Source organism: Kribbella sp. NPDC004138, assembly GCF_053603655.1.
The window spans coordinates 41220-61940 of the sequence record NZ_JBSGFZ010000011.1 but is presented as its reverse complement, the minus strand read 5'-3'; the positions used below and the strand labels follow the sequence as shown (position 1 = coordinate 61940).

Sequence of the window (20721 nt, the reverse complement as noted above, 5' to 3'; positions counted from 1 at the left end):
ACGTGACGGACCAGAAGGCGGAGACGGCGGAGGCGCCGCAGCCTCATCACAACGCCCACGACACGGCCAAGCTCGCGGTGATCGTCGGCGCGCTCGGCGTCGTGTTCGGTGACATCGGAACCAGTCCGATCTACACCCTGCAGACGGTCTTCAACCCGGAGGACCCGCACCCGGTCCCACTCAGTGACCACAACGTGTACGGCGTGGTGTCGCTGATCTTCTGGTCGGTGATGATCATCGTCACCGTCACGTACATCCTGCTCACGATGCGCGCTGACAACAACGGCGAGGGCGGCGTGGTGGCGCTGATCACGCTGCTCCGCAAGTGGACCCGTACGCACCCGGGCCGGAAGGCTTCCGCGGTGCTGGCCACGGTGGGCCTGTTCGGCGCGTCGCTGTTCTTCGGCGACGGCATGATCACGCCCGCGATCTCGGTACTGTCAGCGGTCGAGGGACTCAAGACGGTGGAGCCGTCGCTGGGCGAGTACGTGGTCCCGATCACCGCGGTGATCATCGTCGGGCTGTTCATGGTCCAGCGCCGCGGCACCGAGCAGATCGGCCGGGCGTTCGGGCCGGTGATGATCGTGTGGTTCGCCGTGATCGGCGCGGCCGGGATCGGCGGCATCCTCGAGCACGGGGCGATCCTCAAGGCGCTCTCCCCGACGTACGCGATCGGCTTCCTGACCGGGCACTTCCACATCGCGTTCTTCGCGCTGGCGGCGGTCGTGCTGTCGATCACCGGCGCCGAGGCGCTGTACGCCGACATGGGGCACTTCGGCCGGAAGGCGATCAGCCGCGGCTGGCTGTTCCTGGTGCTGCCGGCCCTGACGCTCAGCTACATGGGCCAAGGGGCGCTGATCCTGAAGAACCACGAGAACATCACCAGCCCGTTCTTCCTGCTGGTCCCGGGCTGGGGCCGGCTTGCGCTGGTGCTGCTCGCGACCGCGGCGACCGTGATCGCGTCGCAGGCCGTCATCACCGGCGCCTACTCGGTGATGGCCCAGGCCGCCCGGCTCGGGTACCTGCCCCGGCTCCGGGTGACGCACACATCGGCGACGACGATCGGCCAGATCTACGTACCGTTCGTGAACTGGCTGCTGTTCGTGTCGGTGCTGACGCTGATCTTCGCGTTCCGGAGTTCGGCCGCGCTGGCGTACGCGTACGGCATGACCGTGACCGGGACGATCACCATCACCACGCTGCTGTTCTTCTACGTCGCGCACTACCGCTGGAACGTGCCGCGCTGGCTGATCCTGGCCGGCGCCGTACCGCTGCTCCTGATCGACGGTCTGTTCATCGCGGCCAACCTGACGAAGCTGCTGCACGGCGCGTGGCTCCCGCTGCTGATCGCGCTCACCGCGTTCACGGTGATGACAACCTGGCAGCGCGGCCGTGAGGTCGTCACTCGCGAGCGGGAGCGGGCCGAGGGTTCGCTGCAGGAGTTCATCGACGAGCTGAGCTCCGGCAAGCTGCCGGTCCGGACGGTCCCCGGTACGGCGATCTTCCTCAACCGCGGCGGCGTCAGCGCACCGCTCGCGCTGCGGGCGAACGTCGAGCACAACCAGGTCCGGCACGAGCACGTCGTGATCGTCGCGATCGAGACCGAGCCGGTACCTCGGGTCCCGGACGACCGGCGGGTGACCGTGAACGACCTCGGGTACGGCGACGACGGGATCACCCACGTCACGATCAAGTTCGGGTACATGGAGTCGCCCGACGTACCGACTGCCCTCGCGCGGCTCGATCCGGCCGCCTCCGAAGGCCCGCTCGATCTCGGCAAGGCGTCGTACTTCCTGTCGAAGATCGAGCTCCGGCGGGGCAAGGAGCCGACGATGGCGGGGTGGCGCAAGCAGTTGTTCCTGGCCACCTCGCACATCACCGCGGACGCGGCCGAGCACTTCGGGCTGCCGCGGGACCGGACCGTGATCATCGGCTCGCACATCGAGCTCTGATGGACCAGACGTACGACGAGAGCGCGCCGGTGCCCGCACTGGCCGGCCTCGTCCGTACGGTCTGGATCCAGCGCACCGGCGCGCAGCCCTATCCGCAACGGGACCTGCCGACCGGCGGCGTCGAGCTGCACTGCCCGGTCGGCGGCGTACCGCGGCTGATCGGGCCGTTGACCCGGGCGCACCTGCAGGTGATCCCGCCGCGGACGACGATCGTCGGCGTGCGGTTCATGCCGGGCGCGGGCACGCCGCTGCTCGGCGTACCGGCGGACGAGCTGGTCGACTGCGCCGTCGACCTGTGGGGCCCCGCGGCGGACGCGATCGGTGCGGCGGTTGCGGACGCGCCGAGCCCGCAGGCGGCGCTGCTCGGCGTGCAGCGATACCTCACCGGGCAGGAGCTGCGCCCGGATCCGGTCGTGGCGGAGCTGGTACGGCGACTCATGCCGTGGGAGCGGACCGGGATCGCGTCGCTGGCCGACGAGCTGGCGTTGTCGGAGAGCCAGCTGCGGCGGCGGTGCCTGACGGCGACCGGAGTCGGGCCGAAGGCCTTACAGCGGACGCTGCGGTTCCAGGGCTATCTCGCACTGGCACAGGCCGGATTCGGCAGCGGGCTCTCGGACCTCGCCGCCGAGACCGGGTACGCCGACCATGCGCACCTGACCCGCGAGTGCGTCCGGCTGACCGGCGTGACGCCGCGCGAACTGCTCGGCGACAAGGCCGATCGCTGCGACTGCGGTCACGACCACTCCGCGTCGTACCGGCCGTTCCTCGCCGGGTGGTACGCCCGTTTCGTTCAAGCGCGGCGTGGCGGTTCGCTCCTAGCGTCGGCTCATGGACCTGATCGCTCCTGACCACGAGCTGTACGACGCACTGCGGCGCCCGGCGATGCCGCAGTACAAGGACATCCGCCCGCGGGTGATCGCCCGCTGCGCTTGCGTCGACGACGTCGTCGAGGCGCTCGGCTACGCACGCTCGCACGGTCTGCCGGTGACTCCCCGCGGTGGCGGCCACTGCTTCGCCGGGCGCTCGTCGACGACGGGCTTGATGATCGAGCTCTCGGCGTTGTCGGCGATTTCGGTGGAGGCCGGGCTCGCGACCATCGGGGCCGGTGCTCGGCTCGCGGATGTCTACCGCGGGCTGCACGAGTACGGGCTGACGATTCCGGCGGGGTGCGGGCCGACGGTCGGGATCGTGGGGCTGACGTCGGGCGGTGGGCTCGGGTTGCTCGGTCGGCGGTACGGGCTGACGTGCGACCGGCTCGTCGCCGCGACCGTCGTCCTCGCGGACGGCGACGTCGTGACGTGCGACGCGGAGCGGGCGGCCGACCTGTTCTGGGCGCTGCGCGGGGCGGGCGGTGGTCAGTTCGGCGTCGTCACCTCGCTGGTGTTCGCCGCCGTACCGTCGCCGGCCGCGACGCGGTTCCGGCTGACCTGGCCACGCGACCGGGCGCCCGACGTGATCGCTGCGTGGCAGGAATGGGCGCCCGACGCGCCGGACGAGCTGACTGCGAGCCTGCAGGTGACCGCTGACGAGGTGCGGGTCTTCGGCGCCACCCTCACCGCCTTCGACATCGGTCCGCTCGGCGACGCTCCCGAGGTCGACGTCCGCAGCGATCTCAGCTGGCCCGCGCTGAAGGCCTCGCTCTCGGAGGGTGATCCGGTCGACCGGGTCGTGCACAGCAAGTCCGAGTTCTTCCGTTCCGCGCTGCCGCCGGAGGCCGTCGGCCGGCTGCTCGGCACCGGCTGCGAGCTGAACTTCACGCCGATGGGCGGCGCCTACAACCGCGTCCCGGTCGACGCCACCGCCTTCGCCCACCGCACCGAACGCTTCCTGCTCGAACACGTCGGGCCGGATCGGACCGCCGTCCGCCGGTCCTGGTCCATCGCGCACGCCTACGGCTCAGGGCATGTCTATCCCAACTTCCCCGATCCCGATCTGACCGACTGGGCCGCCGCCTACCACGGCGCGAACCATGCCCGGCTCGAGAACGTCAAGGCCGCCTACGACCCTGGCGACGTGTTCCACTTCCCCCAATCGCTTGGAGGTGGCAGATGATCCGGCTGTACATGAGCTTGTCGGTCGACGGCTTCGTGGCCGGGCAGGGCGACAGCACCAAGGAGCCGATGGGGCGCGGCGGGTTCCGCCTGTTCAACTGGCTCGACGACCGCAACTCCGACGGGCCGAGCGGACAGGTCTATCGCGAATGCCTGGCCACGGGCGCGCTGATCGCGGGCCGTCGCACGTACGAGCACGCCGGGCGCTGGAACGGCGACCACCACGACGGCGTACCGATGTTCATCCTCACCCACCATGCCGACGACGATCCGCCGGGAAGTGCCGTCTACGTGACCGACGTCGCCGAGTGCGCCGCCCGCGCGAAGGCGGCCGCGGGCGACCGCGACGTGATGGTCCACGGCGCCGGCGCGGCCCAGTCCCTGCTCCGCGCCGGTCTCCTCGACGAAATCGAACTCCACGTCGTCAACGTCCTCCTCGGCCAGGGCCGCCGCCTGTTCGACAACCTCCCCGCCGAATACATCGAACTCGAACCCCTCCGCCAACTCCCCGCCCACGACGTCACCCACCTGCGCTACCGCGTCCTGAAGTAGCGCCCGCGGTCTTCACTGCCGGTGGGAAGAATGTTCGGGCTGGAGCCTTGAGCTGGTTGGAATTTGGCTTCACGATGTGGTGCGACTGATCCCACGCCCCTGGGAGGTTCGTTCGCATGTGGAAGGCTGCTCTTCTCGTTCTTGCCGGTTCGTTGGTCGCCGTGCTGCCTGCTCAGGCTGCCGCGCCTGGTCCTGTGTACGCGCCGGACAACTCTGTTGCCGATCCCGGCGTACTGCGGGCCGGTGGTGACTTCTACGCCTTCACGACGGGGCCCAAGGGGCGCGTGAGTCGTGGGGACACGGCGAGTGGGCCGTGGCAGAGCGTCGGTGCGGCGCTTGATCTGTCGACGCCGCCGGCTTGGATGGACACCAGTGCCGACGTCTGGGCGCCGGACGCGTGGCAGACATCCGCGGGATACGTCCTGTACTACTCGGCCGTGGCGAAGAGCTTCGGTGGCCAACGCTGCATCGGGGTTGCCACGTCGAGCGGTATCGGCGGGCCCTACACGCCGATCGGCGACACCCCGCTCGTCTGCCCGGGAGGGCGGCACGGCGGCGAGGACGCCGTACCCGGGCGGCCGATCGCGGCAGCCGGCGTGATCGACCCGTCCCCGTTCCAGGACAGCGAAGGGCGGCGCTTCCTGCTGTACAAGACGCAGCAGGTCCCGTCGTCGTTGCGCATGGTCCGTCTCACCGACGCCGGACTGCACTGGGCGGGCAGCGACAGCCGCGAACTCCTGCAGCGCGACGGCATCATCGAGAACCCGACAATGGTCCAGCGCGGCTCGCAGTACGTCCTGTTCGCGTCCCGCTACGGCTACGACAACTGCAGCTACGCGACCGTCTGGCTGCGCTCGACGGATCGCTGGAACTTCGCCGGCGCGACCGAACACTCACTGATGACGTCGTCCGGCACCGGCCTGTGCGGCCCCGGCGGCGCGGACGTCACGCCGTCCCTCGACGGCGGCTGGCGCGTCTTCCTGCACGGCTGGGTCTGCGGCACCGGTACGTCGCCCTGCACCGACAGCCAGATCGCCAACGGCGTCGCCCATCGCCGCGCCCTGTACGCCGCGATCCTCAACTGGGCCTCCGACGCCACACCGTCCGTCGGCATGTTCCTCTGACCAGAACGGGAATCCCGATGCGCCGCCGCCTCGCCGACTTCGTCGACAAGCTCACGAACGGCCGCTGGGTGCGGATCGCCTCCCTGCACATGCCGCCGCCGCGCTGCCAGACCGGTGTCGGGAGCCCGTACGACCGGATGTCCGGCAGCGTGGTCGACTTCGTCCAGCGGACCGACATGTTCACGGTCCTCGGCGCCGACTGGAACAAGACCGTCGACGACGACCCGAACGAGATCGGCCGTGGCTCCGGACTCGAGCCCAACGGACCCGACAGCGGTGACCGCATCGACGGCTTCCTGTACTCACCGCAGCTGACCAACTGCTGCATGACGCAGCTCGGGCAGGTGAGCGACGGTCACCAAGCGGTCCAGCTCAAACTCACGGTCTCCGCGCCGTGACCCCGCTCAGAGCCAGGGCGGGAGCGACTCCGCGGGAGTGCCGTCCGAGCTGACGACATCGGCGTACGGACGACCGGACAGGTAGGCCGCGAGCTCGGGCAGGGGCCCGCGGACCTCGGGTACGTCGCCGCGCTGCGTGCGGATGTCCTCGCACAGCGCCTCGAGGAAGTCCGGCGGAAGATCGGCGAACGTCAACCCGGTGCCGAGGTCCACCGCGTGGATCATCACCTCGCGGGACCGCATCCACGGGATCTTCGTCGCCGGCACCGGAACGCCTTGCGCGGTCCGGATCGCGGCCTGCCACCGCGCGTCCGTCAGCGTCGCCATCGACGCGTTCAGCCGGGCGGACGACGCGTCGAACCACGACCGCAGTTCGTCGGCGGACCGCGACGTACCGGCCTCGATGTCGGCGTTGCGCGCCGCTGCGGACGGGTACATCGGCCGCTCCTCGCCGGTGCGCGCCCACTCGACCAGGTTCCCGAGCGCTTCGGCGTTCAGCGACAGGTGCGCGGCCACGTGCCGCCGCGACCAGCCCGGTAACAGCGACGGGGCCTCCAGGTCACCCAGTGCACTCCGGCACAGCGCCGTACCCTCGTCGATCCACTCCAGCACGCGCTTCATCAGGCGAACGTAGCCCACGTCGGCGCGGGTTCTTGCAGCGGTGGGGTCTTGTGGTGAGACTGGCCCGCATGAAGGGGGCCCGCGCATGGTGACGACGATCGGCGTAGTAGGACCGTCGGACCTGGTCACCTCCACCAGCAGGATCATCAAGGGACTGCGGGGCGTCGAGGTGGTCCCGCTGCGGTACCGCCGGGAGACCGACACACCCAAGGTGATGGCCGACGCACCGGGCAGTGTCGACGCGTGGCTCTTCACCGGTGTCGTCCCGTACCAGATCGCCGCCGCGCAGGACCTGCTGGACCGCCCGGCCGCCCACGTCGAGTACACCGGCGCAACCTTGATGCGCGCCCTGGTGCAACTCCTCCGCGACGGGCAGGACGTGACCTCGCTCAGCATCGACGTCCTCGACGAGGCCGACGTCCGGGAGACCTTCGACGAGGTCGGGCTCCCGATGCGCGGCGTGCAGGTGCTGCCGTACCGGCCCGGGCTGAGCCTCGACGAGATCGTGGCGTTCCACCAGGACGCCGGCGCGACCGTCGCGATCACCTGTCTGCGGACGGCGTACGAGAAGCTCCGGACCGAGCAGACCACGCTCCGCCTGGCGCCCTCGGTGCACTCCGTCCGCGCGGCGGTGAACAGACTGCTGCTCGTCCATGACGCTTTGCGCAGTGACGATGCGCAGATCGCGCTCGGCCTGGTGGAGATCTCCCCGGACGCCGAGACCGCGCTCCGGCGCGAGGCCGGGTCGCTCGGCGGCAGCGTGATCCGGTACGACGACAAGCGCTGGCTCGTGGTGGCGACCCGCGGACCGCTCGAGCAGGCGACCGCGGCGTTCACCGAGCTCGGCATGCTGACCCGGCTGAAGGAGCAGTTCGGGCCGGTCCGGATCGGGTTCGGCATCGGCGGGTCCGGGACCGAGACCGAGGCCTTGGCCCGCCGCGCGCTGGGCCGGGCGAAGACGGCCGGCCGGACCGCGGCCGTGGTGTCGCTGCGCAACGACATCGATCTCGTGCTGGTCGGCGGCGCAGCGCCGCGGGCCCAGCAGCGCTCGAAGCTGCAACTGCTCGCCCAACGCGCCGGTCTCTCGAAGGCCACTCTGGAGCGGCTGCAGGAGCTCGTCCACTCCACCCCCGAGGAGGGGCTGACCACGCGCTCGGTCGCCGACTACCTCGGCATCCAGCCGCGGACCGCGCGCCGGGTCCTGAACCGGTTGGAGCGCGCCGGCCTCGCGGACGCCACCGGCACCCAGCTCGGCACCGGCAGCGGCCGCCCGCTCGTGGTTTATCGCGTTCATCTCTGATTATTTCTCAGGCGGTTGACGCACTGACGCACGTCCGGCTAATTTCAGCCATGACCGTAATTCGGTGCGTACTGTCCCGGGAGGCCTTGTGGACAAGCGATTCGCACGGGGATTGATTGCTCTGCTGGTCAGCTGCGCAGGATGGATGAGCGTTTCCACTCCAGCCGGCGCCATGATTCCGGTCGGGACCGAAACCCCGACCGTCACCAGCCTCGGTTCGGCGTCAGCCGTGACCTCGACCAGCGTCGCCGAGCAGGTCGGCGACCGGATCTGGACCATCACGTCCGGCGTCTCGCCCGTCCAGGTCGGCGCGTTCGACCCGGTCGGCAGGACCGTCGACCGCAAGTTCTCACTGCCGACCGGCGCCGGGGCCTGGGCGATGACCCACCTCGGCACCGACCTGTACATCGGCCTCTACACCCCCGGGGACGTCTACAAGGTCGACACCACCAGCGGCACCGCCGCCAAGGTCGCGCAGTTCGGCTCGTTCATCTGGTCGCTGGCCGCGACGCCGGACGGCAAGATCGTCGCCGGCACGTACCCCGACGGAGCCGTCCACGAGTACGACCCGGCGACCGGCGCCACCAAGTCGTACGGCGCGGCGGTCGCCGGTGAACAGTACGTGCGCAGCATCGCTGCCGACGCCACCACGATCTATGCGGGCGTCGGGACGAAGGCGCACCTGATCGCCATCGACCGCGCGACCGGCGCACGCCGCGACGTCCTGCCGGCCAAGTACGCGGACCGCACGTTCGTCGCCACGCTGGCGCTCGACGGGACGAAGCTCGCCGCGAGCCTGTCCCCCACCGGCACGATGCTGGTCTACGACACCGCCGACCTGAGCAACCCCGTCGAGGTCCAGACCCCGGGCGGCGATCAGTACATCACCGCGATCACGATCGACGGCCCGGACATCTACCTCGGCACCCGCCCCTCGGGCACCCTCTACCGGTACCGCGACGGCACGCTGACGCGCCTCGGTTCGCCGTACGACGGGGCGTACTTCAACCGGATCTTCGTCGACGGCGGCACCATACGCGCCGAACTGACCAGCCAGGTCGTCGACTTCGACGAAGCGAGCGGGAGCTTCACCGGCACCGATCTCGGTCAGGCCGGTCTGCCGCCCGCGCCCGAGCAGGCGATGGCGATCACCGCCACGCCGACGTCCGTCCTGGTCAGCGGCAAGGCCGGTGTCCAGGTGCACGACCTCGCCACCGGCGGCAGCAGCCGCACTTTCCTGCCCGGCGAGGCGAAGACCATGACCCCGGTCGGGAACAGCGTGTACCTGGGCGTCTACACACTGGCCCGGCTCTGGCAGATGCGGCCCGACGGCACCGGCCTGCACGAGCTCGGCCAGATCGGCAACGAGCAGACCCGCCCGACCGACGCCGCGTACGACGACCGCTCGCGGACGTGGCTGATCTCCACCGAGCCCGACTACGGCAAGTACGACGGCACGCTCGTCGAGCAGCATCTGGACAGCGGCGCACGCGAGGTGCACCGCGGCGTCGTACCGCACCAGTCGGTGCGCTCGGTGACGACCGCTGACGGGATCGCGTACCTCGGCGGCGCGACCCGCAACAGCCTCGGCACCGACCCGATCCTGCCCGAGGCCACCGTGGTCGCCTTCGACCCGCGCCGCAACCGGGTGCTGTGGGAGTCGGCTGCACTGCCCGACGCACAGACGTACAGCGATCTCGTGCTCTATCGCGGCCGTCTGTACGCGACCACCGACGACGGCCGCCTCGCCGTCATCGATCCGGCCACCGGCAAGCTCGTCGGCAGCGCCACGCTCGGCACCGGCCAGAGCCGGCTGACGATCGCCCGCTCCGGCCTGTACGGCACCGACAACAAGCGCGTCTTCAAGGTCACGCCGAGCCCGACGGGTGCTCCGACGGTGAGCACCGTGGTCGACGGCCTGGCCGCGCAGATCTACAGCTACCCACTCATCACCACCTCGTCGACGGGTGACGCCCTGTACACGATCAAGGGCCGTGACCTCGTCCGGATCGGCGGACTCCGATGATCATCTCCCGACGTACCGCGCTCGCCGGCGCGCTGGCGACCGGCGCGGTCACCGCTCTCCCCACCACCGCCCACGCGGAGGACAGTCCCATCGACGGATCCACGCTGCCCACTTCCGGTCCCGCGGTCGTCACGGCCGCTGTCGTCGCGATGGCGGTGCACGACGGCCACGCCTACGTCATCAGCCGCGGCATCGTGCCGCCGCGGCTGACCGAGATCGACCTGACCACCCGGCGCGTCACCAGGACGGTCGAGCTGCCGACCGGCGAGGGCGGCTGGGGCATCACCGTTGCCGCAGGCAAGGTGTACGCCGGTCTGTACCCGACCGCCGACGTCTACTGTTTCGACCCGGCCGACGGGTCCGTCGTCCACGTCGGGGCCCTGGCCGGTCCGGGCGGCTTCGTGTGGGACATGACGACGGCGCCCGACGGGCAGGTGTTCGCGGTCAGCTACCCGAACGGTGCGGTCTGGCAGATCGATCCCGCGACGAACGTCCCCACCCGGCTCGGCGCCCCGGTGGCCGGCGCGCAGTACGGCCGGTACGTCGGGGCCGCGGGCAACTACGTGTACGCCGGGATCTACACGCCGGCACAGCTGGTCGGATACGACCGTGGCACCGGCGTCTTCCGGGATCTGACACCCGAGGCGTTCCGCGGCCAGACCTTCGGTCCGGTCACCGGCGCCGGCGACCGGCTCTACGTGGGCACCGGCAAGGCCCTGCTGACCATGGCGCTCGACGGCACCGACGTACGGAGCGTGCCGCTTCCCGCGGGCGAGTCGAGCGTCGACGCGATTACGGTCGCCGCTGACGGTACGGCGTACCTGACTACCCGGACCTCCGGGACCGTGTGGGCGTGCGGGCCGCAGGACACCAGCCTGACCGCGGTCGCGACGCCGGCGCCCGCGGACGAGCACCGCCGGCTCGTGATGCTCGATCCGGGCACGCTGCTCGGCTCGACCGGGTCCGGCGTGCTCTGGTGGCTCGACATCGGAACGGGTGAATTCGAGCTGCTCGACCTCGTCGACGCCGGGTTCACGCCCGCGCCCGACAAGCCGCAGTCGATCATCACCGGCGACCCGCACCTGTACGTCGGCGGGCACTGGGTGGTCACCGAGCACGCGATCGACACCGGCGCGACCCGCCGGATCCGGGTCGCCGGCGAGGCCAAGACGCTGACCTGGGTGCAGGGCGAGCTGTACTCCGCCCTGTACCCGAGCACCGAGGTGGTCCGGATCAACCCGCGCACCAAGGAGGTGCACAGCTTCGGGCCGATCGGGCACGAGCAGATCCGTCCCTGGCAGGCGGCGTACGACGCGACGTCGAAACTGCTCGCGATCGCGTCGGCGCCGGGCACGGGCAAGCTCACCGGGGCCCTCACGCTGCTGGACATCCGGACGGGCGAGCTGGACGTGCACTACGGCGTGCTCCCCGACCAGAGCGTGATGACGGTCGCGGTCGTCGACGGCATCGCCTACCTCGGCGGGGACGTGGTCGGCGGCGGTGGCATCACCCCGACCCGCACCTCGGCGGCGATCGCGGCCTTCGACCTGTGCCGCCGGGAGCTGCTGTGGACCGTCGAGCCGCTCGCCGGGGAGCGCTCCCTGCAGAGTGTCGCCGTCCACGACGGCGTCCTGTACGGCGTGCTGAAGCGGACCAGCGGGGGGTGGTTCACCTACGACCTGCGAACGCGCGCTGTCGTGCGCGGCGCGAACAAGCTCTCCGGCTACGGTCAGATCCACACCGACCGGACCGGCGTCTACTGTGAGACGAACTTCGGCGGGAACCTGTACCAGCTGGGTCCGGGGCTCAGTACGGCGAAGCTGCTCGTGAACAAGCTCGGCGACGGGTGGTACACCGTGCCGCAGCTGACCCCGGTGCGCGGCGCCCGGCACAGCGTCTGGGGCCTGTCCGACCGCGATCTCGTCCAACTGCCGTTGCCATAAGCAAAGGATTTGAGTGATGGAGAACAGTCAGCTCGCCCGCGACGGCGGGACGCCGGTGCGCACCGAGCCGCTGCCGTCGGTGATGAACGCCAGCGGCCGGCGCTTCGGCGACGACGAGGTCAAGGCGGTCGAGCGGGTGCTGCGCAGCGGCATGCTCTCGGCCACCTGGGGCACCGAGGTGCCCGCGCTCGAGCTCGAGTTCGCGTCCCTGCTCGGCGCCGGGCACGCGGTCGCGTGCAGCTCGGGGACGGCGGCCCTGCACCTCGCGGTGGCCGCGGTGAACCCGGAGCCGGGCGACGAGATCATCACCACGCCGATCAGCGACATGGGCACGGTGTTCCCGATCATGATGCAGAACGCCGTCCCGGTGTTCGCGGACGTAGACCCGATCACCGGGAACCTGACGCCGCAGACCGTGGCGGCCGCGATCACGCCGCGGACCAAGGCCGTGATCGTCGTCCACCTGTTCGGCAAGCCGGCCGCGGTCCGGGAGCTGCGCGAGCTCTGCGACCGGCACGGGATCCTGCTGATCGAGGACTGCGCGCAGGCGTACCTAGCCCCGGTCGGCGACAGCTACGTCGGCCGGATCGGGCACATCGGATGCTTCAGCCTGCAGCAGACCAAGCACATCAGCGCCGGTGACGGCGGGCTGGCGGTGACCGACGACGCGCAGCGGGCCCGCCGGATGCGGCTGTTCGCCGACAAGGGCTGGCCGCGAGACACCGACGAGCGGACCTACCTGTTCCTCGCGCTCAACTACCGGATGACCGAGCTGGTCGCCTCGGTCACCCGCGCCCAGCTCACCAAGTTGCGCGGCGTCGTGCAGGATCGCCGTGCGGCGGCCGCGCGCCTGTCCTCCGCGATCGAGGACCTGGCCGGGGTGACGGCACCGCGGGACGGTGGCGACCACGTGTACTGGCAGTACCCACTGATCATCTCCCCGGAGGCAGGCGACATGCGGGAATGGGCCGCCGCGCTGACCGCCGAGGGTGTGCCCGCGAACGGCGGCTACCTGACCAGCCCGCTGTACGGCGCGCCGGCCGTCCGCGAGCGGATCACGTACGGTCGTTCCGGGTTCCCGCTGCAGGACGTCTCGTACCCGGCCGGCCTGTGCCCGAACGCCGAGGAGCTGATCGAGCGCCGGCTGCTCGTCCTCGGCTGGAACGAGAACTACACCGCGTCCGACGTCGACGACATCGCGGCGGCGATCCGCAAGGTCCACCACGCCCTGTCCCGGAAGGAATCATGACCGACACTCCCCTGCTGCTCGACTGCGACGTCCTGGTCGGGCACGACGTCACGACGGGCCGCTGGGGGCGGCCCGAGAACGTCGCGAAGGTGTTCACCGACAGCGGGATCTCCGGCGGCGCCGTGGCCGCGCTGCGCGCGGTGCACTTCGACGTACCGTCCGGGAACGACGAGGCCCGGCAGGTTGCCGACGGCAACGGGTGGACGACGTGCCCGGTGCTCGACCTGCGGGACCCGCTCGGCGCGGAGAAGGAGCTCGAGCGGCAGCTGGCGAGCGACGCGCCGCCGCGGGCGATCCGGCTGGCGCCGACCGCCCAGAGCGTCGAACCGACGTACCCGGCCTTCGGTCACGTCGTGCAGCTGCTGGTGAACGCCGGGCTGACGATCTTCGTCGAGGGCGACGTTCGCAAGATCGGGCCGGCGCTGCGCGGGCTCGGCGCCCGCGTGGTGTTCCTCGACACGCACTTCTACTACCTCGGTGACTTCGTGCTGCTGGCCCGCACCGAGCCCGGGTTCCACACCTCGACCCGGATGCTGACCGGGCCGGACTCGCTGGAGATCGTGGCCGCGGAGGTCGGCGCCGAGCGGCTCGTGCTCGGCTGCCGGACGCCGTTCCACGAGACCCGCTCGGTGATCCGCCGGCTGCTCACGTCCAAGCTCAGCGCCGACGAGATCGCCCAGGCCGGAAGCCGCAGCCTCACGACCCTGCTGGAGCCCGCATGCTGATCGACGTGCACGCGCACTGGGGACCGTGGTTCTTCTCGATGGACGTGGCGAGCATCGACACCAACATCGACGGACTCGACCGGTTCGGCATCGACCTGCAACTGGTCTCCGCGATCGAGGCCATCGTGTACGACGCCCCGCTCGGCAACCGCTCGCTCGCCGCGCAACTGCCGGCCGATCCGCGGCTGCGCGGGATGGTCGTCGTCGACCCGCGCCGCCTGGACGAGGCCCGGACCGATCTCGACGAGCTGCTCGCCGGCGACGGGCGGAGCCGGTGGGTCGGCGCGAAGATCCACAGCGAGTACAGCCGGACGCCGATCAGCTCCCCCGCGATGCAGGCGGCGATCGAGCTGACCACCGAGTACGGGCTGCCGACGCTGGTGCACACCTGGGGCGACACCGTCGTCGATCTCGCCGACGTCGCCGCCCGGGTGCCCGGGGCACGGCTGCTGGCCGGTCACATGGGCGCGAACGGCTGGCCCCGGGTCCCCGAGGCCGCGGACCGCTCGGACCGGATCTGGTTCGAGCCCTGCTGGTCGGCGCCCGAGGCGAACCGGATCCGCTGGATCCTGGACCGGATCGGCCCCGGCCGGATGATGTTCGGCACCGACGCCACCCTGATCGACCCGTCCGTCGCGCTCGGCGCCCTGGAGGCGGCCGACCTGACGCCCGAAGAACACGCCGCGGTCACCCACGCCAACGCCATCGCGCTGTTCGGCCTCTGACACCGCCGGGTTGCCCCCGCTGCTCTCCGCTCTGTGCAACCTCGACAGGACGTATACGCCCACTCCCGCGACCGCACAGCGGGCGACCGGCCGCATGGCCGCTCAGTGGGCGTATACGTCCTGTTGACCTTGCACGCAGTCACAGCGTGACGAACACGACGATGTCGTGTTCGGGCCCGCGGACCTCAGGTTCCCGCCAGCCGACGTGGCGGTAGAAGGCGAGCGCGGTGTGATTCTGGTTCCAGGCGAGGAGCCAGGCTCGGGCGTGTTCGCGGGTGGCGGCTTGCAGGAGCCGGCGGGCGAGGCCGGTGCCGCGGGCGTGCTGGAGCACTCCTAGCTCGTCCACCTCGAAGGCGCCGATCAGCAGCTCTTCCACCTGCTCGGCGCCGAGCCGGTCCAGGACACTGCCGTACGACCGGTCGGTGCGGAACGGCGCCGGCGTCGTCCAGCCGGTCACGAACCCGGCGATCCGCCCGTCCGCCGACCGCTCGACCCACGCCTGGAACCCGTCCCGCTCCGCGTCGGACTCGAGCCGCGTGCTGAACGCGGCCGCGGTCGCCCCGGATCGCGGTGCGCGAACGGCGGCGCGGTGAACACCTCGACGTACGCCGTGGTGAGCTCGTCCGCGATCTCCAGGATGTCCCGCCCATACGTCTGCACCGCTCCAACCTACTGATGGAGCGGTGCGTCCTGCGGGGACCGCGTCAGTTGGTCGTCGCGGCCGCCGACTCGAGGTCCGCCGGCGCGCTCTCCGCGACCGCCGGCGGTGTGCCGGTGGGCATCGAGCCCGGCGCCGCCGCGATCGTCTCCAGCTCGTCGCGGAACTGCGGGAGCATCCAGCGCAGCGGCTGGTCGAGAACGCGGGCGATGGCGGCCTCGTCGACCTTCAGCAGCGCGCCGATCCGGGCGAGCGCGTCCGGCTCGTCGGTAGCGGCGTACAGCAGGTGGACGACCTCGTGCCGGTGTGCGAACACGGCGAGGGCCGCGGCGGCCAGGCCGGCGTCGATTTCGGGCGGACTGGTGATTTCCCCGTTGACTGTCACGACACCAACAACCCGTCGGAGCCCTGATCGGTTACGTCCGGGCCTTGACAGTTGACCAATGCTCAACAGCCGTCAGCTGGGCAGCCAGGACACTTTGCCGAGCAGATACGTGGCGCCGATGAGCGCGGCGGTGTCGATCAGGGCGTGCGCGACCACGAGCGGCATCACCCGGCCCCAGCGCCGGTACAGGTAGGTGAAGATCACGCCCATGATCACGTTCCCCGCGAACCCGCCGAGCCCCTGGTAGAGGTGGTACGAGCCGCGCACCAGCGCGCTGGTCGCGGTCGCCCGGCGTACCGACCAGCCGAGCTGGTCCAGGCGGTGGTTCAGGTAGCCGAGCACGATGACTTCCTCGAGGACGGCGTTCTGCGCGGAGACCGCGATCAGGATCGGGATCCGCCACCAGTAGTCCGGCAGCTGCGACGGGTCGACGGTCAGGTTCGCACCGGTCGCGTGTGCACCGATGTAGAACAACAGTCCCGCTCCGCCGACGGCAGCCGCGATCGTCGTTCCCCGGCCGAGGTCGCGCAGCCGGTCCCGCAGGTCGAACCCGATCGTCCGGAACGACTCCCGGCCCCGCGCCAGGAAATGCCCGACCAGCGCCACCGGCACCAAGGCGGTCACCACCGCGAACACCTGCCACGCGAGATCCAGCCACGGCCGCCCAGGAGCCCGCGATCCGACGATCACCGCCGTCTGCCCACTGATCGGCTTCGCCGACGTCAGCACACCGGCGAACGAGATGATCGCCGCCACCCCGGAGGCGCCGAGGGACAGCGCCAGCACGAGCCAGACCTCTTTTGTCAGCACCGACCGGGTGATGGCGGCCGGCTCGACAGATGCTGCAGGTGCCGGAGTCGCGGCGGAGGGCCCGGACGCCGCCGAAGCCGCGGCTGGTGGACTGGCGAGCTCCGCCGGAGGGTCCTGGTCGTCGGCGGCACTCGTCATGGTTCAACTATCGCGCGTAGGTCCGGCCAGCAGGGTGAGCAGGTGGTCGAAGAGGTCGCCAGGGTCGGTCGACAGCTCGTACTGGGTCTGGATCTGGAGCCCGTCCGACAGCGCGATCAGCAGCGTTGCGATCGCGTCGGGATCGGCGGAGGGGTTGAACGTGCCGGCGGACTGGCGGGCCCGGACCGCGTCGGCGAGGGCCTCGCGAATGCCGGCGTACCGCTCGACGAAGTACTCGTGCGAGCTGTGGTCGGGGTCGCCGGCCTCGGCGGAGAACGTCGAGTAAAGCTGCACAAGGCCCGGCACCGACCGGTTGTGCCGGACGATCGCGGTCAGGTTGTCGATCGGATCGGCGGTGCCGAAGCGGGTCATGTCCGCCTCGTCCCGCGCCCGGAGCACCGCCTCGAAGAGCTGTTCCTTCGAGCCGAAGTAGTGCAGCATCCCGGCCTCGCTGAGCCCGGCCGCGGCGGCCAGCTCGCGCGTCGACGTCTTCCGGTAGCCGTGCCGCGCGATCACCTCCAGCGCCGCCCGCAGGATCTCGGCGCGCTTGGCCACACCCTTCGCATACGGACCCCGGGAATTCGCCATGGCCAAAACCTAGCATCACTTGGTTTTCGCACGTAGCATCGGCGCCATGAACGTCGACGACCTGCTCGGCCGCCTCTCCCTGGAGGAGAAGGTCCGGATCCTGACCGGCCAGGACTTCTGGTCCACGCACGCGCTGCCCGCGATCGGGCTGCGCTCGATGGTGCTGTCCGACGGTCCGAGCGGCGTCCGCGGCGCGGTCTGGGACGAGCGCGACCCGTCGCTGAACCTCCCGTCCGCCACCGCGCTCTCGTCCTCCTGGGACCTCGGCATCGCGCATCGGTACGGCGTGGTGTCGGCGCTCGAGGCCCGGCGGAAGAACGTCGACGTCGTGCTCGGCCCGACGATCAACCTGCACCGCTCCCCGCTCGGCGGCCGGCATTTCGAGGCCTTCAGCGAGGACCCGGTGCTGACCGCGGACCTTGCCGCGGCGTATGTCGCCGGCGTGCAGGAGCTCGGTGTCGGCGCCACCCCGAAGCACTACGTGGCCAACGACTTCGAGACCGACCGCTTCACCGCGAACGTCGTGGTCGACGAGCGCACGCTGCGCGAGGTGTACCTGCTGGCCTTCGAGAAGGCGGTCACGCAGTCGAAGGCGTGGCTGGTGATGAGCGCCTACAACTCGATCAACGGCGCCACCGCGTCGGAGAACGAACTGCTCGAGACCCCGCTCAACACCGACTGGGGATTCGACGGTGTCGTCGTCAGCGACTGGACGGCGGTCCGGAGCGTGGAGAGCGCCAAGCACTCGCAGGACCTCGCGATGCCGGGGCCGGTCGGCGCCTGGGGCGACGCGCTCGTCGACGCCGTGCGGTCCGGCGAGGTCAAGGAGGACGCGATCGACCGCAAGGTCCGCCGGATCCTCGCGCTCGCCGCCCGTGTCGGCGCCCTCGAAGGCACGGAGAAGCCGTCGGACCCGCCGCAGATCGACGGCGTGGCCTTCGCCCGTACGGCGGCCGCGGAAGGCACCGTCCTGCTCCGCAACGAGGGCGCGCTGCCCTGGAGCGACGTCCGCAAGCTCGCGGTCATCGGCCACAACGCCCGGGACGCCCGGACTCAGGGCGGCGGCAGCGCGACCGTGATCCCGGAGCAGGTCGTCTCGCCGCTCGACGGCCTCCGCGCTGCTCTCCCCGACGCCGAGATCACCTATTCGATCGGCGCGATCGTCCAGGAAGGCGTGGCCGAGCTGCCGCCGGCGACCATGACCAACCCGGAATCAGGTCAGCAGGGCGCCCGCGTGCGGTTCCTCGGCGCCGACGGTGCCGAGCTGTTCGCGGAGGACCGGTTCTCCAGCGCACTCGTCTACCTCGGCGGCGACGCACCGGTCGTCGAAACCGCGACGTTCGAGTTCCGCACCACCTGGACACCGGCGGAGTCCGGCGCCGTCCGGCTCGGCTTCGCGTCGGTCGGCCACGGCCGGATCTTTGCCGATGGCAAGCTTCTCCGCGAGGACACCGCGGTGCCGGTCGGCAACGACCTCGGCGCCGCGATCCTGTCGCCGCCGTCGATCTCCACGCCACTCGACGTGACCGCCGGAACGCCGGTCGACGTGCGCGTCGAGCTCGACCTGCACACGGCCGAGGGCGGGCTGGGCAACGCGCTCAGCATCACGGTCGGCGTCGAGCCGGCCGATGACGACCCGCAGGCCCTGATCGACGAAGCGGTCGCGGCAGCGCGTGATGCGGACGTCGCACTCGTTGTCGTCGGCACCAACTCGAAGGTCGAGTCCGAGGGGTACGACCGGACCTCGCTCGCCCTCCCCGGTCACCAGGACGACCTGGTCCGCGCGGTGGCGGCCGCGAACCCGCGCACGGTCGTGGTCGTGAACGCGGGCTCGCCCGTCCTGCTCCCCTGGCGCGACGACGTCGCCGCGGTGCTGGCGACGTACTTCGGTGGTCAGCAGTACGGCGACGCGCTCGCCGACGTGCTGCTCGGCCGCGTCGAGCCGGGAGGTCGCCTGCCGACCACCTGGCCGCGGACGCAGGAGGACGTCCCGGTCATCGACGTGACCCCGAAGGACGGTGTCGTCCGGTACGACGAGGGCGTCCACATCGGGTACCGGGCGTGGCTGAAGGCCGGGACCGAGCCGGCGTACGAGTTCGGGCACGGGCTCGGCTACACCACCTGGGAGCTCTCCGAGCTGCGGGCGAACGACCCGTCGTCCGTGGCGCTGACCGTGCGCAACACCGGCGACCGCGCCGGCAAGCACGTGGTCCAGGTGTACGTCGAACGTCCGGAAAGCACCGTCGACCGGCCGGTGCGCTGGCTGGCCGGGTTCGCCGTCGTCCGCCTCGACGCGGGTCAGGCCCGCGAGCTCACGGTGCATCTCCACGAGCACACCTTCGAGCACTGGGCTGTCACCGACCACGGGTCGGGCTGGACGACCGAGCCCGGTGCCTTCACGATCCGAGCCGGCTCGTCGGTTTCGGACCTCCCGCTCTCCACGGAGCTCGAGATCCGTTAGCTGCCCGGCTGCACGAGCTTCATCGGGGCTCGGGGCGGTTCGACGCCGGTCGCCGGACGACCCGGCGGCCGGTGTCGGACTGCCAGTACAGGACCGATCGGCCAGAGCGGCGGCGTTCCAGCAGCCCGGCGTCGGTCAGGACACGCAGGTGATCGGACACGGTGGCAAGCGACAGCCCCGTGGTCGCCACCAGCACGGTCGTGCTCACCGGTTCGGCCGCCTCGACGAGAATGCTGGCGCGGTTCCGGCCGAGGAGCTGGACCAGCGGTTCGTCGGGAGTCGCCGTGGTCGCGAAGATTCCGGTCACCGGGTACGTGAGCGCGAACCGGTCCGGCAGCCGCCAGCTCACGTTGACCTTCTGGGTATGCGCGGCGATGAACATCAGGTCGCGGCCGCGTACGTCGGTCACCGGGTAGTCCCAGCGGTTGACCTGGATCCGCCCGTCGCCCAGCCACCGCACGTCGGGGCCGAGTCCGCGCAGCACACCGGACCACCCCTGCTCGCTGAGCCGCGACGTCCGCGACACGACGTCGGCCTGCAGCACCCGCAACCGCCGCGGCCAGTCGGGCTCGACCGTCTCCTTCCACACCCAGCGCAGCAACTCCGCGGCCTCCGCGGCAAGCCCGGACGCCTCACTCAGCACGGCCGGCACCGGCGTCCGTACGACGCTGAGATCGGCGCGGATGCGGTCGTCGTCGAGCGATGTCAGGTACTCGAGCTCCTCCTCGATCGTGAGATCGGGCTCGAGCGGCGGAACGGTCAGGAAGTCCGCGACCCAGCTCCGCCCGAACGCACTGTCCACGAGCGCCGCCCACACCGGATCGGCGGCCACCGCAGCCTGGAACGCGGCGCTGTGCGTCTGTTTCCACAGCCGGAACCACGGCTCGACCGGCGCCCGCAGCAGCTTCAGCGCGGACACCGTCTCGGTGAGCTGCGACGTACCGAACCGCGCGTTCACCAGCGTGTCGGCATCGACCAGGAACTCGGACAATGTTTCGCCTCCACCCGAAACTGT

At 70.8% G+C, this 20721-nt stretch carries 20 protein-coding genes; 13 read left to right on the top strand and 7 right to left on the bottom strand.

Annotated elements, in window-relative coordinates:
* Positions 1-2 precede the first annotated feature (2 nt).
* The 6 genes from ACWEOO_RS17395 to ACWEOO_RS17370 all read left to right on the top strand — a co-directional run bounded on the left by ACWEOO_RS17395 (position 3) and on the right by ACWEOO_RS17370 (position 6077).
* A complete protein-coding gene (locus ACWEOO_RS17395) occupies positions 3-1952 on the top strand; it encodes a potassium transporter Kup (protein ID WP_452143821.1) in 1950 nt (649 codons plus the stop codon).
* A complete protein-coding gene (locus ACWEOO_RS17390) occupies positions 1952-2800 on the top strand; it encodes a helix-turn-helix domain-containing protein (RefSeq protein WP_452143820.1) in 849 nt (282 codons plus the stop codon). Before ACWEOO_RS17395 ends, ACWEOO_RS17390 begins: the two co-directional genes overlap by 1 nt.
* On the top strand, positions 2781-4004 hold the full coding sequence (locus ACWEOO_RS17385) for an FAD-binding oxidoreductase (RefSeq protein WP_452143819.1): 1224 nt from the start codon (positions 2781-2783) through the stop codon (positions 4002-4004). Before ACWEOO_RS17390 ends, ACWEOO_RS17385 begins: the two co-directional genes overlap by 20 nt.
* Positions 4001-4555: a dihydrofolate reductase family protein gene (locus tag ACWEOO_RS17380; protein ID WP_452143818.1), complete on the top strand. Its 555-nt coding sequence runs from the start codon at positions 4001-4003 to the stop codon at positions 4553-4555. The genes ACWEOO_RS17385 and ACWEOO_RS17380 overlap by 4 nt, the downstream gene beginning before the upstream one ends.
* A gap of 116 nt (positions 4556-4671) precedes the next feature.
* Complete coding sequence (locus ACWEOO_RS17375) at positions 4672-5679, top strand: glycoside hydrolase family 43 protein (protein ID WP_452143817.1); 1008 nt, start codon at positions 4672-4674, stop codon at positions 5677-5679.
* 17 nt (positions 5680-5696) lie between these two features.
* Complete coding sequence (locus tag ACWEOO_RS17370; RefSeq protein WP_452143816.1) at positions 5697-6077, top strand: hypothetical protein; 381 nt, start codon at positions 5697-5699, stop codon at positions 6075-6077.
* A gap of 6 nt (positions 6078-6083) precedes the next feature.
* Here ACWEOO_RS17370 and ACWEOO_RS17365 read toward each other — a convergent pair whose 3' ends face one another.
* Positions 6084-6698: a maleylpyruvate isomerase family mycothiol-dependent enzyme gene (locus ACWEOO_RS17365; protein ID WP_452143815.1), complete on the bottom strand. Its 615-nt coding sequence runs from the start codon at positions 6696-6698 to the stop codon at positions 6084-6086.
* Positions 6699-6783: 85 nt separating this feature from the next.
* Here ACWEOO_RS17365 and ACWEOO_RS17360 point away from each other — a divergent pair, with 85 nt between their 5' ends.
* From ACWEOO_RS17360 to ACWEOO_RS17335, 6 genes are all read left to right on the top strand, one after another.
* Entirely contained in the window at positions 6784-7998 is a 1215-nt protein-coding gene (locus ACWEOO_RS17360; protein WP_359923869.1) for a helix-turn-helix domain-containing protein, read from the top strand.
* A 145-nt stretch (positions 7999-8143) separates the two neighbouring features.
* Positions 8144-10024 carry an outer membrane protein assembly factor BamB family protein gene (locus ACWEOO_RS17355; RefSeq protein WP_452143814.1) on the top strand — a complete coding sequence of 627 codons (1881 nt, stop codon included), beginning with the start codon at positions 8144-8146 and terminating at the stop codon, positions 10022-10024.
* Entirely contained in the window at positions 10021-11967 is a 1947-nt protein-coding gene (locus ACWEOO_RS17350; protein WP_452143813.1) for a hypothetical protein, read from the top strand. Before ACWEOO_RS17355 ends, ACWEOO_RS17350 begins: the two co-directional genes overlap by 4 nt.
* A gap of 16 nt (positions 11968-11983) precedes the next feature.
* Positions 11984-13216 (top strand): DegT/DnrJ/EryC1/StrS family aminotransferase, encoded by a 1233-nt coding sequence (locus ACWEOO_RS17345; protein ID WP_452143812.1) that lies wholly within the window; start codon positions 11984-11986, stop codon positions 13214-13216.
* Positions 13213-13941: a hypothetical protein gene (locus ACWEOO_RS17340; RefSeq protein WP_452143811.1), complete on the top strand. Its 729-nt coding sequence runs from the start codon at positions 13213-13215 to the stop codon at positions 13939-13941. Before ACWEOO_RS17345 ends, ACWEOO_RS17340 begins: the two co-directional genes overlap by 4 nt.
* Complete coding sequence (locus ACWEOO_RS17335) at positions 13935-14666, top strand: amidohydrolase family protein (RefSeq protein WP_452143810.1); 732 nt, start codon at positions 13935-13937, stop codon at positions 14664-14666. The genes ACWEOO_RS17340 and ACWEOO_RS17335 overlap by 7 nt, the downstream gene beginning before the upstream one ends.
* Before the next feature lie 139 nt (positions 14667-14805).
* Here the strand turns inward: ACWEOO_RS17335 and ACWEOO_RS17330 are convergent, their stop codons facing one another.
* The 5 genes from ACWEOO_RS17330 to ACWEOO_RS17310 all read right to left on the bottom strand — a co-directional run bounded on the left by ACWEOO_RS17330 (position 14806) and on the right by ACWEOO_RS17310 (position 17245).
* The gene (locus tag ACWEOO_RS17330; protein ID WP_452143956.1) at positions 14806-15135 is read right to left on the bottom strand and encodes a GNAT family N-acetyltransferase; all 330 of its coding nucleotides are present in this window, start codon (positions 15133-15135) and stop codon (positions 14806-14808) included.
* Positions 15120-15326, bottom strand: coding sequence for a hypothetical protein (locus ACWEOO_RS17325; RefSeq protein ID WP_452143809.1), 207 nt, complete (start codon positions 15324-15326; stop codon positions 15120-15122). The genes ACWEOO_RS17330 and ACWEOO_RS17325 overlap by 16 nt, the downstream gene beginning before the upstream one ends.
* Positions 15327-15370: 44 nt before the next feature.
* Positions 15371-15709, bottom strand: coding sequence for a hypothetical protein (locus ACWEOO_RS17320; protein WP_452143808.1), 339 nt, complete (start codon positions 15707-15709; stop codon positions 15371-15373).
* A gap of 72 nt (positions 15710-15781) precedes the next feature.
* Entirely contained in the window at positions 15782-16657 is an 876-nt protein-coding gene (locus ACWEOO_RS17315; RefSeq protein WP_452143807.1) for a CPBP family intramembrane glutamic endopeptidase, read from the bottom strand.
* A 3-nt stretch (positions 16658-16660) separates the two neighbouring features.
* Positions 16661-17245, bottom strand: a complete 585-nt coding sequence (locus ACWEOO_RS17310) for a TetR/AcrR family transcriptional regulator (protein WP_452143806.1) — start codon at positions 17243-17245, stop codon at positions 16661-16663.
* A 46-nt stretch (positions 17246-17291) separates the two neighbouring features.
* Between ACWEOO_RS17310 and ACWEOO_RS17305 the strand changes: the two genes are divergently transcribed.
* Positions 17292-19706 carry a glycoside hydrolase family 3 protein gene (locus ACWEOO_RS17305; protein WP_452143805.1) on the top strand — a complete coding sequence of 805 codons (2415 nt, stop codon included), beginning with the start codon at positions 17292-17294 and terminating at the stop codon, positions 19704-19706.
* Positions 19707-19725: 19 nt separating this feature from the next.
* Here the strand turns inward: ACWEOO_RS17305 and ACWEOO_RS17300 are convergent, their stop codons facing one another.
* Positions 19726-20697, bottom strand: a complete 972-nt coding sequence (locus ACWEOO_RS17300; RefSeq protein WP_452143804.1) for an ArsR/SmtB family transcription factor — start codon at positions 20695-20697, stop codon at positions 19726-19728.
* Between the last annotated feature and the right edge of the window lie 24 nt (positions 20698-20721).